12 protein-coding genes are annotated in these 13,949 nt (G+C 59.4%); 9 read left to right on the top strand and 3 right to left on the bottom strand.

Going from position 1 to position 13,949, the window contains the following annotated elements:
- Nucleotides 1-55 precede the first annotated feature (55 nt).
- The 3 genes from plsX to P5540_12725 all read right to left on the bottom strand — a co-directional run bounded on the left by plsX (nt 56) and on the right by P5540_12725 (nt 1,915).
- Nucleotides 56-1,081: a phosphate acyltransferase PlsX gene (plsX, locus tag P5540_12735; GenBank protein HRT65681.1), complete on the bottom strand. Its 1,026-nt coding sequence runs from the start codon at nt 1,079-1,081 to the stop codon at nt 56-58.
- An 87-nt stretch (nt 1,082-1,168) separates the two neighbouring features.
- Nucleotides 1,169-1,351 carry a 50S ribosomal protein L32 gene (rpmF, locus tag P5540_12730; protein ID HRT65680.1) on the bottom strand — a complete coding sequence of 61 codons (183 nt, stop codon included), beginning with the start codon at nt 1,349-1,351 and terminating at the stop codon, nt 1,169-1,171.
- 3 nt (nt 1,352-1,354) lie between these two features.
- The gene (locus tag P5540_12725; protein HRT65679.1) at nt 1,355-1,915 is read right to left on the bottom strand and encodes a DUF177 domain-containing protein; all 561 of its coding nucleotides are present in this window, start codon (nt 1,913-1,915) and stop codon (nt 1,355-1,357) included.
- A 240-nt stretch (nt 1,916-2,155) separates the two neighbouring features.
- On the opposite strand from P5540_12725, the gene P5540_12720 reads away from it, so the two are divergent.
- The 9 genes from P5540_12720 to P5540_12680 all read left to right on the top strand — a co-directional run bounded on the left by P5540_12720 (nt 2,156) and on the right by P5540_12680 (nt 13,876).
- Nucleotides 2,156-2,932 (top strand): ThuA domain-containing protein, encoded by a 777-nt coding sequence (locus P5540_12720; protein ID HRT65678.1) that lies wholly within the window; start codon nt 2,156-2,158, stop codon nt 2,930-2,932.
- Between the two features lie 16 nt (nt 2,933-2,948).
- Nucleotides 2,949-3,791, top strand: a complete 843-nt coding sequence (locus P5540_12715) for a sugar phosphate isomerase/epimerase family protein (GenBank protein ID HRT65677.1) — start codon at nt 2,949-2,951, stop codon at nt 3,789-3,791.
- Between the two features lie 156 nt (nt 3,792-3,947).
- Entirely contained in the window at nt 3,948-5,291 is a 1,344-nt protein-coding gene (locus P5540_12710) for a Gfo/Idh/MocA family oxidoreductase (GenBank protein ID HRT65676.1), read from the top strand.
- Nucleotides 5,292-5,336: 45 nt separating this feature from the next.
- On the top strand, nt 5,337-6,803 hold the full coding sequence (locus tag P5540_12705) for a sodium:solute symporter family protein (GenBank protein HRT65675.1): 1,467 nt from the start codon (nt 5,337-5,339) through the stop codon (nt 6,801-6,803).
- A 25-nt stretch (nt 6,804-6,828) separates the two neighbouring features.
- Complete coding sequence (locus tag P5540_12700; protein HRT65674.1) at nt 6,829-6,969, top strand: hypothetical protein; 141 nt, start codon at nt 6,829-6,831, stop codon at nt 6,967-6,969.
- A gap of 202 nt (nt 6,970-7,171) precedes the next feature.
- The gene (locus P5540_12695; GenBank protein HRT65673.1) at nt 7,172-8,155 is read left to right on the top strand and encodes a PDZ domain-containing protein; all 984 of its coding nucleotides are present in this window, start codon (nt 7,172-7,174) and stop codon (nt 8,153-8,155) included.
- A 92-nt stretch (nt 8,156-8,247) separates the two neighbouring features.
- The gene (locus P5540_12690) at nt 8,248-10,452 is read left to right on the top strand and encodes a hypothetical protein (protein ID HRT65672.1); all 2,205 of its coding nucleotides are present in this window, start codon (nt 8,248-8,250) and stop codon (nt 10,450-10,452) included.
- Nucleotides 10,453-10,507: 55 nt separating this feature from the next.
- A complete protein-coding gene (locus P5540_12685) occupies nt 10,508-11,611 on the top strand; it encodes a glycosyltransferase family 1 protein (GenBank protein HRT65671.1) in 1,104 nt (367 codons plus the stop codon).
- A 72-nt stretch (nt 11,612-11,683) separates the two neighbouring features.
- A complete protein-coding gene (locus P5540_12680) occupies nt 11,684-13,876 on the top strand; it encodes a hypothetical protein (GenBank protein HRT65670.1) in 2,193 nt (730 codons plus the stop codon).
- Nucleotides 13,877-13,949 lie beyond the last annotated feature (73 nt).

Here is a 13,949-nt window from a genome sequence, read left to right as displayed (position 1 = left end):
ACCATGACGACCCCGTCCAATTACAGGGGAAAAAACCCGGTTCCGTCGCGATGGGTTATTCGCCGTTGGCCTCCTTGAGGGACTCGTCCTTGCGCAGAAGCAGGACCGCCTCGCGGATATGCTCATTCACGCCCATTTCGGCGGCTTTGCAGGCGCCGTGAATCGCGTTCGCAATCCCCCGCGCGGACGACGCCCCGTGGCAAATGATCACATTGCCATTCACGCCGAGCAGCGGCGCGCCAATATACTCGTTCGGGTCCACGGTTTGCTTAAGGCGGCGAAAGGCCCTCATGCTCAACAGGGCGCCGAATTTGCTCAGCCACGAGGAGGCGAGTTGTTCTTTGAGCAGACGCCCCATCAGCGACGCCACGGCTTCCGTGGTCTTCAGGAAAAGATTGCCGACGAATCCGTCGCACACCACCACGTCCGCCGCGCCGAGATAGACGGCCTTCGGCTCGACGTTGCCGACGAAATTGACATGCTGCGATTCACTGAGGATCCGATGGACCGTTTTGGCGATTTCATTGCCCTTGGCCTGCTCTTCGCCGATATTCAACAGGCCGACCCGAGGATTCTTCACGCCCAGCACCCGTTCAGAATAGACAATGCCCATCTCGGTGAATTCGCACAAATGCCGCGCCGTGCAATCCACGTTGGCGCCCAAATCAAGCACGAGGGCCGGGGTTTTCAATGTTGGCAGCGCCTGGCAAATCGCTGATCGCGCCACGCCGCGGATGGGCCCCAGCACCATGCGCGCGCCGATCATCACCGCGCCGGTATTGCCCGCGCTGACGACGCCGTCCACGCGGCCTTCCTTGGCCAAGCGCATGGCCACCAGCAGCGAGGAGTCGCGTTTCTGGCGCACGGCCTTGGCCGGGGTATCGGCCATCCCGATAACCTCAGAAGCGGGAACAATCGAGACGCGGTGCGGCTTGCGGTAGGCGGCCAAGGCGGGTTTCAATTCATGCGGATCGCCCACCAACAACACTTCCGTCCCCGTGGACATGCTGGCAATGACCGCGCCGTGCACTTCCACATAAGGCGCCCGATCGCACCCCATGGCATCCAAGGCTATTCGCATGGCGGATTCTCGGAAGGGGTCGGCTTGCGCGATCGCGCGGGCCGGTCGCCCTGAAATACAGTTGACGAAAACGAACGGGTCCCGCGGTTAATCGGATTCGGTCCCGATGACAAGGCGTTCCTTGTAATGGCCGCATTTCAGGCAAACGCGATGCGGCATGGTCTTCTCGCCGCAACTTGGACATTCAATGGCGTTGGCTGGGGTCATGGCATGATGCGAACGGCGCATGTTGCGCTTGGCCTTGCCCGTTCTTCTTTTTGGTACTGGCACGTTTTATTCCTCCGGACGATTGGGCTTCAGATTCGGGTACAGACTGGCCAATCCCGCCAAGCCCTTGCGATCCAATTCCTCTGTTGTACGGCAAGCGCACTTGCCGTGGTTCCAATTCATTCCGCAGCGCGGACACAGGCCCGCGCAATCGGAACGGCACAACGCCTTTGCCGGCGCCGCCAAAACAACTTCTTCCCAGACTTCCGGCGCCAGGTCAATTTCATTGCCCGTGAATGGATGGACCGTCTCGTCACCGGACATGCCATCCACTTCCATGCCGGGCGCAACCGGCGTCGCGCTTTCCACATAGGTCCAGCACACATCCGCGCTGAACAAATGGCGGGCATCCTCGAGGCATCGGTCGCATTTCAAATCAAACGCGCCCGATACCGTGCCGCGAAAAAGATATTCGCCGCCGGCTTCCGTCAAAACACCCGTAACCGAAACGGATCCCGGCAGTTGCTCTTCCACGCCTTCCGGCTGAAGATCCGCCGTGCTCAACGCAACATGTATATTCGCCCCGGAAGGCGTTATTGCCGACAACGACAGTCTAAGCCGATTCACGTCAACCGCCCTGAAGCCTTAAATAAACGGCCAATACCTTAGCAAATAACCGCCCACCCAGTCAAATTGGCAAGAAAAACAGCGGCTTGTACCCCTGCTGTTCCAGGAAACGGCCACGGAATAAAACCACAACATGTTTCCGTATCTTGTCATTGGCCGCTGTCATGGCCCATAATGCGCCGAGCGAAACGTTTTTTCTGTTTTGCGGACTACCCAACAGGTATCGAGGGAAAATTGCCGGTGAGAAGAACTTGGTTCCACGCCATGGTGCTGGCGGCAGGCCTTACAAGCGCGGCAGTCGCAACGCAGGACAAGCCCCCCGTGGAAATGACCGCGAAAAGCGTCCTACTGGTCACAGGCCAGGATTATCCGGGGCACAAATGGCAGGAAACCGCGCCCGTTCTGGCCGAATTGTTACGGGAAGATGCACGTCTCCGCGTGACGGTGACAGAAGATCCAAAATCGCTTGCATCGTCCGATCTCGGCCAATACGATGCCATCGTCCTGCATTTCATGAACTGGGAACAGCCCGATCCCGGTCCGGATGCCCGTGCAAATCTCAGGCGGTTCGTGGAAGACGGCAAGGGGCTTATGCTGGTCCATTTCGCGTGCGGCGCGTTTCAGGAATGGCCGGAATTCAAGGAATTGGCGGGGCGTGTGTGGGATCCCAAACTGCGCGGTCACGATCCCTTCGGCACGTTCCGCGTGGACATTGTCAACAAAACGCATCCCATTACAAAGGAATTGGATGCCTTTGATACGACGGATGAACTGTACACCTGTCTCGCGGGCGATCGCCCCATCGAGGTGCTGGCAACGGCGCGATCGAAGGTGGACGGCAAGGATTATCCCATGGCGTTTGCGTTTGCATACGGAAAAGGCCGTGTGTTTCATTGTCCGCTCGGACACGACACGGGCGCCTTCCAGAATCGCGGCGCGGCCGAATTGATGCGACGGGGTTGCGCGTGGGCGGCGGGGCTGGAACCGTTCGACGACGAAAAAGCAAAGGGAAAATAACCGGGAGGAAACCAACATGATCGAACTGGGCATGCACACGGACAACTGGCGTCCCCTGAGCGGCAATTTCAAACAAGCCGCTGAAACCGCCGTCAAATACGGCCTGAAACACCTTGAATTCGCGGCCATCCACGGCCAGTATTTCATCCAGGCGATGGGGTATGAACCGGGCATTTCGCTCCAGTCCAATCCGCGCGCGCTCAAGCGATTTTGCGACGAACGCGGGTTGAAGATTTCGCAGATTGACGGTTCGTATCCCCTAATGGGGCCGGACGGCTCGGCGTTCGGCGTGCAATATGTCCAGCAATCCATTCGGTTCGCCGCCGAGTTGGATTGCCCCATGGTGGATACGGTGGACGGCGCATTCGAAATCGAAGGCTACACGCGCGAAGAAGTTTTCCGCATTACTTGCGACAATTACCGCCAGGTGTTGCCATGGGCCGAAGACTACCGCGTCGTCATCAACGTCGAGCCGCACGGTCCGTACACGAACGACATTGACTTCATGCTCCGGCTTTTCCGGCATTTCGATTCCGAATGGCTGCGCTGCAATTTCGATACGGGCAACACCTTCATCGCGGGCCATAATCCCTTGGATTACCTGAAAGCGCTTCGCCCGTACGTCTCGCATTGCCATATCAAGGACGTGAGCGCCGGTCTGGCCGCCGCGGTGCGCGGCGAGGAAACCGGAATCGCTTGCAGCGAAACGCCCATCGGCGGCGGTGTCAATGCGGACAACATCAGAAATTGCCTGGCCTTTCTCAAGGAAACGAGCTGGGACGGCGTTGTGTCGCTCGAATGCTACGGCGCGGACGACAACATCCGGCAAAGCGTCGAATTCCTCCGGCCCCTTGTGTGACGGAGAGCTGCCCCGGCCCATTTCGTCCACTGTGTCCGCGTCGTCCACGCTCCATCCACGCTCGCGAAACATGGTTTGATTGCCTTGCGGCCCGCGGCTACAATGCCCATGTGAACGGCTTTTACGTTGGCCATGACGGTTACGGGAGGATCCAGCATGCGCGATACGGGGATTTCACGACGGTATTTTCTGATGGGAGCGACAATGGCCGCGGGAAGTTTCGCCGCCGGTTCGGCGGCCGCCACGCCCCGGCGAAAGCGGCGCAAGGTTTCGCCGAACGAGAAACTCAACATCGCCGGCATCGGCATCGGCGGCATGGGCGGCGTTGACTTGGACAATCTCAAGAGCGAGAACATCGTCGCATTGTGCGATGTGGACGACGCCTACGCCGCGAAAGTATATGAACGTTACCCGAATGCCAAGCGATACCGGGATTTCCGCGTCATGCTCGAAAAGCAGAAGGACATTGACGCGGTGACCATCGCCACGCCGGATCATTTGCACGCGGTGATTTCGATGGCCGCGATCCAACTGGGCAAGCATGTCTATTGTCAAAAACCGTTGACGCATTCGGTGTATGAGGCTCGCATGGTGGCCAAGGCGGCGCGCGAGGCAAAAGTCGCCACGCAGATGGGCAACCAAGGCCAAGCCTCCGAGGAAGCCCGCGTGCTGTATGAACTCATCCATGGTGGGGCCATCGGAACCGTGCGCGAGATCCACGGATGGTGCAACCGAAATCCCTCCATTTCGCCGCGCGGCATGCCTCGGCCGGAAGGATCGTCGCCCGTGCCGGACACGCTCGACTGGGATCTCTGGCTCGGCCCGGCGCCGTTCCGTCCCTACGTCGAACATGCCTACAATCCATTCGTATGGCGCGGTTGGTGGGATTTCGGCACCGGTGTGCTGGGCGACATCGGCTGCCACAATTTCTCCGCCATTTTCAAAACTTTGAAACTGGGCCCCCCCTCTTGCGTCGAAGCCACCTCAACCGCCGCGCAATGTCCGCCGGAAGTCAACAACGAAAGCGCGCCGACGGCGTCCATCGTCCGGTTCGAGTTTCCCGCATTGGGGGACCGCCCCGCCGTGACGCTGACGTGGTGGGACGGCGGCCTTATGCCGTGGCGTCCCAAAGAACTGGAACCGGAACGGCAGATGGGCGGCGGCGACGGTATGCTCTACATCGGCGACAAGGGAAAAATTCTCAACCACCGCCTAATCCCTGAAACGCGCATGAAGGAATACGGCGCTCCGCCCAAAATCCTCCCGCGTTCGCCGGGCCACTATCAAGAGTGGATCAATGCGTGCAAGGGCGGCGACCCGGCCGGATCGAATTTCGATTTCGCGGGACCGCTGACCGAGGCCGTCCTGCTCGGCAACATCGCGATTCGCACGGGAAAGAAAATTTGCTGGGACAGCGAAACCATGACGATTACGAACGTGCCTGAGGCCAACGCGCTGATCAATCCGCCCTACCGGGAAGGCTGGTCGCTCGGCGTATGACGGGATTAGCGAAAATCCGTATGAAATGTGGACGGGGATAGACCGATGGGTCATTTTTCATGGATAGACGGCAGTATCGTGGGCGTGTACCTGCTGCTGACGATGGCGGCGGGTATCGCCGTGCGTAAGTACGTCGGCAAAGTCGAGCATTTCCTCATCGCCGGGCACCAGATGGACTTGTACCTCGGCATCGCGTCGCTCGCGGCCACGGAATTCGGCATCGTCACCTGCATGTATGCGGCCCAAAACGGGTACGACAAGGGTTTCGCGGGCGCGACGCCCGGCATCCTCTACGCGGCGGCCATGTTGTTCGTCGGACTGACCGGATTCTGCGTAAAACCATTGCGCGACGCGGGCGTCATGACTATTCCGGAATTGTTCGATAAACGATTCGGATCGCGCGTGCGATGGTTGAGCGGCGTGGTCATTGTGCTGGGCGGCCTGTTGAACATGGGCGTGTTCCTGCGGACGGGCGGCGAGTTTCTGGTCACGGTCTGCGGGCTGCATGTGGGCTACCTCGAAATAACGATGACCCTGCTTTTGGTTATGGTCGCCGTATACACCATCCTGGGCGGATTGTTGTCGGTGCTGGTCACGGATTTCCTCCAATTCATCGTCATGAGCGTCGGTCTGATTGCGGTGACTGTGCTCCTGCTGGTCAATGTGGGCTGGGGCGCGATGGTAAAAGCCGTGGAAATGAACTACGGCGCGGGCGGATTCAACCCCTTTGTCAACGAAACGATGGGGTGGCCTTACGTCGTCTTCAATCTGATGTTGAACCTTGCGGCGGTCATGACATGGCAGACGACCATCCAACGCTTGCTTGCCGCCAAGGACACCAAGACCGGCCAGCAGGTCTACACGCGCACGAGTTTCTTCTTTATTTGCCGGTTCCTGATACCGGGAATCTGGGGCGTGGCCGCCCTCGCGACGATTCCGGCAGCGGCGCTGAACGGCAACACCCTCCAGGCCATGCCGATGCTGCTGGCCACGGTGGTGCCCGTCGGTCTCATGGGATTGGTGGTCGCCGCAATGCTTGCCGCCGACATGTCCACCGATTCAGCCTACATGCTGACGTGGAGCAGCGTGATTTACAACGATATCCTCGGACCGTTCCGCAAGTCGAAATGGTCCGAGAAACGCGGCCTGTTGTGGAACCGTTGCATCGTGGCGTGCATCGGCGTCTTCCTGCTCATTTACGGCCTTTGGTATCCGTTGAAAGGCGATCTGTGGACCTATTTGGGCGTAACGGGCACGATTTACCTGTCCAGCATGTCCACGCTGCTCATCGCGTGTTGTTACTGGAAACGCGCGAACAACTGGGGAGCGACAGCGGCTATTATCTTCGGGGCAGCGATTCCCGTTGGATTTCTCGTCATCGAACAAGTGCCGGCCACGGCGCATATCGCCAAGGTCATCGGGCCTTATTATTCCGGCATTGCGACATATCTCATAGCCGGAGCCGCGATGGTTGTCGGCTCGTTGCTGAAACCGTGCCCTCGGGCACAATAAGACGCATGGGACGCATGGAGTGGATATGATTCACTGGTTCTGGGCCGGCTTGACCGGCGCCGCGCTGCTCTGGTACTCGACGGTTACCGTGTATGTCGCGGTAAAAGGCGCGATCAATATTCGGGACATGCTGGCGCGGCTCTCAAAGGAAAACGAAGAAGGGTGACACCCGCGGTATCGTTCCGATCATGACCCTTTCATCCTTCCTCCTTCCGCATTTTCGGCGCCCACGCCACGCGGCGCTCTGTGCTTTCATCTTCTTGCTTGCCGCTGAAGCCCTTGCCGCAGACGAAAAAAACACGGAACTTCTTTGTATTCGCAACCGTCCGCTGGTCCCCGTTGCCTTGAACAAGGTAGAGCCTTATTACATGCTCTTGGATCTTTCCATTCCACAAACGGTGATCGCGCGTGAAGTCGCCGATTACCTTGGCCTCGATACAACTTCCGGCGCATCCACCAATACACGCAAAGTTCTTCTCGATTCTTTTCGCTGCGGAGAACGCCCGGCCGTTGCCAGCGAATGCGTCGTCATGGATCTCGCCCCGTTATGCGGCCTGTTGGGAGCGACCGTGGCCGGTATCGTCAATCCACGGGTGTTCGGCCCGGAAATTGACCTGGATCTAGGCCGCGGCGCTTTTAGAATCCGTAAGGCCGACGCCGCGGTCCTGAAGGATGATCATGACCCGCGAATTGTCAAAATAACCCGCGTGGATGACAGAATCTCCGTTCCCGTGCTCCTGGAAGGAACGACGGTGCGATCCGCCGTGCTCGACACCACATTCGGCGGGACAATCGCCATCCCGGAATCACTTTTGGCCGAACTGGGCATCGTACTTGGAAATATACCTAAACTGGCGGTGCGATCCGCACCGGGTGAAGTTGACGATTCCGTTGGACGTGTCCAAATCCGTCTGAAAAGCGTGCGTGTGGGCACTGCGGAAATCCGCCATCCCCTATGCGCCATCGAACCCGGCCAACATCCCATCCGAATCGGCGCCGGTTTCTTGAGACATGTCCACGCCACAATCCACTTCGATCAAGGATGGCTCCGTCTTGAGCCGCATTCCCCTTCCCCCCCGTCCGATGGGCCCATCATCGGCTGCGGACTGGGCCTTGCATCGTTCCACAACGGCCTTTGGACGCTCTGGATTGCACTGAATTCGCCCGCCGACCGTGCAGGCATCCCACCGGGATCCACGCTTATCTCCGTCAACGGCAAGGACATGGAAGGGGCTTCCCATGCCGAGGCATTCGCCGCGCTGCCTTCGGAGGAAGGCAAGGAGGCGGAAATCGTCATTTCTCACGGCAAGGAAGTCCAAACCGTCACCTTGAAGGCTGAAACACTGCTGTAACCGTCACGCCGCATTCAGGTATAATCCGCGTTTTGCCGGGAACGGATGGCCGTTGCCGGAATCCCAAGCCATAACACTTGGAGGAAACAGGCGTGAAAATAGGTATTCGCATGGCAGGATCAATGATCCTGGCCGTTTTGTTGGCCTTTGGCGCAGGAGCAGCGCCCGCAAAATCCCCCGCGTCAAAACCGGCGGCCAAGAAGACTACTCCGGCCAAGGCAAAGCCCAAACTCGATGCAAACGGAATGACCGAAGAAGACGCGAAGTTGTGGGCCTTGCGTGATCATTACCGGTTTGGTTCGGACAATGGGCAAATCTATTACGCGGTCGAAAACGCGGAGTGGACCCTGGACATGCCGGGCGCGGGCCACGTCATCGAAAACGCGGGATTCCGCATCGCTTTCGCCGACGGGTCCACATGGAACGCGCAGACGTTGGGCAAGGCCGAAAGTCTGCGCGAAACCTTTTCCGACGATTTGGGCCATGGCACGGTCTTTACCAGCCAGTTTCCGGTGAAAGACGGCCTTGTCGTGCGCCACAGCATGTCCATATACAAGGACCGCCCCTTTATTCTGGTGCGTCTGGCCATCGGCAACACCGGCGACAAACCGGTCGAAATCAAAAGCCTTGCCCCTGCCGTCCTGGGACCGTCCGGTATCGGCAAATTGAGCGCGGAGACGAAAATCGCCGCACGGCGCACCCGAATCTCCGGGGGACATGCCGTCTTCGATAAATCCGCGCCCTCCATTCTGAACGTATTTGAAGATCCGGCCCACAAATTCTGCCTCTCTTTCGGCGTGGCGCCCGGCGGCATTGCCGAATCGAGCGCCGAAGTTTCCCGGGGCGCGGACTCTTGGCAAGGCGAAGTGGTCTGCGTCTATTCCCCGTCCATCCGCATCGAACCCGGCCAGAAACTGTCCAGCGATCCCGTCTGGCTGACCTATCGTACGACAAGTCCGGCCGAGATTGACCAGAATTATGCTTGGGTGGCCAGCCGCCTGCCTCACGCGGAAATGCACAAGGAACTTCCCCGCGCTTGGATTTCCACGGACAAGGGCGATCCGGAATCCAAATTGATCGAAACAGTCAAGGCATGGGAAGGATCCGGCGTGAAACATGCGCTCGTTCCCGAACACTGGGAAGGTCGTCCCGGCTCCATGGAAGGCTGCACGCCCGCCTACCCCAAGGACATGTCCAAAACGGCCAAGGAATTGTCCGGCTTGGGCATGCAGCCGGGACTCACGATCGATCCGCTTATGACGCTCGGTGGTAGCGACGATTGGACCTTCACGGCTTCCGACGGCGCCCGCTGGATTAATCTATCGAATCCGGATGGACGGAAATATGCCGTCGGCCGTCTGAAAAAGACCGTGGCGTGGGGGTATCGTTTTTTTGTCGTACCACCGTCGAATATCCCCGACGAAGCACTGAAAAAATTCAACCTGACACGCGCCCAGGCCGCCGTGTTGGCCATGCAGGTCATGCAGGAGGCGGCCGAAGGGCGTCCCGTCGCGGCCTCTTCCGCCTGCGCCCTCCCCGCAACCCTCGATGCGTGGCTCGAAGCCGCCGCCGCCACGGGACGCATGACCGAGTTTGGCGTATCGCCGGGCGCGGTTCGCCTGGTGTCCACCGACGGCACGTCCGTCGAAGACGCGCTGGCCGCGGCCTTGGTCCTTTTTTCCTCCCCCATCGAATGCACCGGCAAACCATCGAAGGGCATCCTGAAAGCATTGTCGCAGGCCGTCGAAACGGGACGTACGTACGCCCGCCCCGTTGACGCATCGCACACCGGTCCCAAACTCTGGATGACTGCAATCGCCCGCGCACAAGAAGGCGTCGAAACCCATTCCGTCATCGCCTTTCCCGGCGCTCCGCCATGGAAACTGGCCGATCTTCTTCTCGAAAAAACAGACGGAAAGATTGTCTGGCACGCCGCGGACGGAAAAGACGAAGCCCCCGACATTGCCATCTCGAATGGAAACGATCTTGCGGTGTATGGCGTGTCGTCCAAACCGGCATTTCCCGCACTACTGGGCGCCTCCACCGGACCGTGCCTGCTTTTCGACGATCTCAAGCAGGTGGCATGGAAAGACGACAAAAACATTTTGACCGCTCTGTTTGAAGGGAAAAACAAGGTCAAAGCCACCGCCTATGTCGAAATCCCGGAAGGATACACACTCAAGTCCGGCAAAGTCGGAGAAACTCCCATCGCAAAGAAAAACAGCGGTTCCCGGCTGGCCCTCCCCGTCGAACCGGGCCGTCCAACCCGCATCGAACTGGAATTTTCAAAAAAATAGGGCAATCCATCCATTTGATGGAATGATCGAGGCCGGATTGCCTTGGGGTAACGGCATGCGAGTTTTGTTGAACGCATTGCAGGCAGGCAACCGCAGCGGCACGGGGCGTTACGTGGCCGAACTGGCGCGCAGACTGCCGGGCCGCGCTAAGGACGTCGAACTGCGCGTGCTGTGGCCCCGGCATGTGCCGTTGCCGCCGGCCAGCCTGCCCGACTTTTTCGAACAGGTCGAGGCAGGCAATCCGCTGGCGCGCGTATATGTCGATCAAATCCTTGTGCATTCGCATGCGCGGAGGTTTGGCGCGGATTTGGTCCACTATCCCGCCAATATAGGCCCGCTTTTTCCGCCGGGCAGGACCGTATTGACCATCCACGACCTGACGTATTTCCACCATCCCGAATGGTTCCGCCGCAACCGGGCCGCCTATTACCGGTTCGCCACACGATGGAGCGCCCGCCACGCCAACGCGATCATCGTGGATTCACAAGCGACCGCCGACGATTGCCGCGCCTTTCTGGGCTTGGGCGAAGAAAATATGGCGATCGTGCCCTTGGGGGTGGGCGATGAGTTTCGCCCCGTTTCGTCTGAACAGCAGGCTACGGCGCGGACATGGTATCGCCTGCCGGATCAGTTCATTCTTTATGCCGGCACGATGGAGCCGCGCAAGAATCTGGTCCGCCTGATTGCCGCGTGGGATCGCATTGCGGATGCGTGCCCATACGACCTTGTCTTGGCCGGACGGGACGGCTGGAAAACCGGGCCGATCCGCGCGGCGGCCGCCGCATCGCTTCATCCGCGGCGCATCCATTTTCCCGGCTTTATCGCGAACGACGATTTACCCGCGTTGTATTCGGCTGCGCGCGTGTTGGCATGGCCAAGCCTGTTCGAGGGATTCGGGTTGCCGCCGCTCGAAGCCATGGCCTGCGGAACGCCCGTTGTCGTGTCGAACCGTTCGAGTCTTCCCGAAGTTGTGGCGGATGCGGGTCTATTGGTTGATCCGGACGATGTTGAAGCCTTGTCGGCCGCCCTGTTCGATGCCGCCACCGACGAATCGCTCAGAAACCGCCTGATCCTGTCTGGACAGGCCCGCGCACAAGGATTCACATGGAATCGAACCGCCGAAATGACTTTGCAAATTTACCGGGAACAGATGAAATGAAACGGTTACGGCGTAAAACGCTGGACGCCGGTGTCCATCAAATGGCCCGGCATTTCAAGGAGGAAATCGGTCATGTGTTTCCAAAATTTGAAGGCGATCTTTTTTGTCGTTCTTATGTTTGGATCCGCCCTTGCCCAGGAGGCGGACGTTTCCGTGGATCCCGTGACCCGCTTTATTCACATCGTGTATGCGGTTCCCGCGGATGCGCCGGACGCGGCCTCCCTTGTTTGCACATGGTCCCCGCCGGATGCCGGCGACTGGCGGCCGGCTAAAGTGATGCCGCTTCTGTCCGAAACAGGGCTTGAACTGGTCTCGGGCGAAGAATGGAAGGAATGGATTCAGGGCCGGATAGTCGAACGGCGCGCGGCGGGGCTTCGCCGGACCCTCGTGTTCAACCCCTATCCGGACGCACAGATTGACGGCAAAGTAGACATTGACCTGCGGATTGTATTGGAGGGAACAAATCCGAAGGAACTGCTTCGCTCGCGGATTCTTGCGGACAATTCGGATGTGGTCTACATGGAAGACTGGATGGGTGTCCTGCAGAAAGATTTCGTGGTCGCCGATGGATCGCGTCCCGAAGGCAAGTGGGTCTATGGCGCGCCGGATAAACCGGACAGCGCCATTTCCGGCGGCCGGGCGCTGTACGGCGCCTCGCCATCCGGCATGCCGTTGCCGCAACTGTCGTTCATGCCGGGATTGAAAGGGCATTACGCGATCTTCGTGTGCACGCCGGCGTCGTGCGGCATGAAGGTGCGCCTGACGGGAGACGAACGCTACGACTCGCTTGCCTCGCGGTTTCCCGCCGAGGAAATTCTGTGGCGATGGACACGCATGGAACATCAGGGGGTTGTCATGCGGCAGCCGCATCACTATACGGGCTACACGCCCGGCGCCATGGATTACATCAAGTTCGTGCCGTTGTCCGGCGAACTCGCCGCAAAGATGGATGAACCGTATGTCGGCGTCGCGGACAAGCGAATCGCCGGATACTGGGAGCCGTACTCATGGGCGTTCGTCGAGGATATTCACGAGAACCTTCAGCACCGCGAGCCGCTCCTGGCCTACAAACAGGCAGGCATACCCCTTGTGGATACGCAACTTGGGCGTTTCGGCATGAAATCCGTCTATGAAACCGACCTGACGGATCGCCTGATCTACTCGACCATCGGCGACCCCATCGGCGAAGTGTCACAACCGAAGACGGACAATGTCGGCCGGATGCAGCAGTTCACGACGACGGTTTCGACGGAGGTGCGTTATGCGCGCGATCTCGGCCTGCAATGGCACGCCAACTTCGGCGCCAGCAATTGCTATCCCGGATCGCCGCTGCAGGGGGATTTCTCGAAAAACCATCCGGAATGGATACGTGGATCGGCCTTGCGTTTCGAGGCGCCGGAAGTGCGCGAGTATGCCTTGTCGCTCTATCGCGAGTCGCTCGAACTCGGCGCCATGGGCGTTTCGATAGACTTCTGCCGGTATCCGGAAACCATTGACGCCGTCGAAACGTGCAACACGTTTCTGCAGGCGCTCCACGCGATCACGGAGGAATTCGGGCAGGCTCGCGGCGTGCATGTTCCGGTCTTGGCGCGCTTTCCCGGGACCGGCGTTCGGCGGAGCGAATTGTTCGACTACCGCACGTGGGCGCGTCCACCGGATGGTTCCGCACCATGGGTGGATTACCTGTGCCCAAGCAATATCCAAGGCAAGCAACTCGATATTGACGCGGCGCCTTATCTCGCCGCCGTCGAGGGAACCCCTTGCCAAGTGTTGCCGTGCATGGACGGTCTGGGATGGGGCCTTCCGATGCCGGGGCCGTTTCTCTGGCGCGTGATGCGGTTATATGAAGCGGGCGCGCCGGGATTGTACATTTATCAGGCGGACGCGCGCGTCATGGGCGCACCCATGCACCAGCGGACGATGCGTCTGTTGTCGAGTTCAAGCGCGATCCGGCGATGGTGGGACGAGGACGCCCGCCTGCGTCCGTTGCGCAGCAAACGTATCTCAATCACCCCCCCTTCGGAACTTCCCGGTTATCACGGATGGGAGCGCCTGCGGGTATGGGTTGACGGAACAGCATTGGGCGAAATGGAGACATGGCTCGACGGCCAACTCGTGAATCGCATGCCGGGGCCGCCGTATCTGCTCGGAACCGAAGATGACGCCTCGGACAAAGTGATACCTTCCGGCGATCACACTCTCAAAATCCGCGTCAAGGACGGCGAAGGCTGGCTTGAACAGGAATTTTCCATCCGGGGCGCGTAGTCCGAACACCTCAACGAACTCCCCGATCCCCGGCTAAGAAAAATCCCGTTGGCGGGATCTTGTTGGCTTCATT

The organism is Candidatus Hydrogenedentota bacterium (assembly GCA_035450225.1).
Taxonomy (GTDB): Bacteria; Hydrogenedentota; Hydrogenedentia; order Hydrogenedentales; family SLHB01; genus DSVR01.
This window is presented reverse-complemented; position numbering and strand designations above follow the sequence as displayed.

Excerpts from the sequence above, each read along its gene's own strand:
- P5540_12700 (HRT65674.1), top strand. The coding sequence starts at position 6,829 with ATGATTCACTGGTTCTGGGCCGGCTTGACCGGCGCCGCGCTGCTCTGG.
- P5540_12705 (HRT65675.1), top strand. The coding sequence starts at position 5,337 with ATGGGTCATTTTTCATGGATAGACGGCAGTATCGTGGGCGTGTACCTG.
- P5540_12685 (HRT65671.1), top strand. The coding sequence starts at position 10,508 with ATGCGAGTTTTGTTGAACGCATTGCAGGCAGGCAACCGCAGCGGCACG.
- P5540_12680 (HRT65670.1), top strand. The coding sequence starts at position 11,684 with ATGTGTTTCCAAAATTTGAAGGCGATCTTTTTTGTCGTTCTTATGTTT.
- P5540_12710 (HRT65676.1), top strand. The coding sequence starts at position 3,948 with ATGCGCGATACGGGGATTTCACGACGGTATTTTCTGATGGGAGCGACA.
- plsX (HRT65681.1), bottom strand. The coding sequence starts at position 1,081 with ATGCGAATAGCCTTGGATGCCATGGGGTGCGATCGGGCGCCTTATGTG.
- P5540_12695 (HRT65673.1), top strand. The coding sequence starts at position 7,172 with ATGCTCTTGGATCTTTCCATTCCACAAACGGTGATCGCGCGTGAAGTC.
- P5540_12715 (HRT65677.1), top strand. The coding sequence starts at position 2,949 with ATGATCGAACTGGGCATGCACACGGACAACTGGCGTCCCCTGAGCGGC.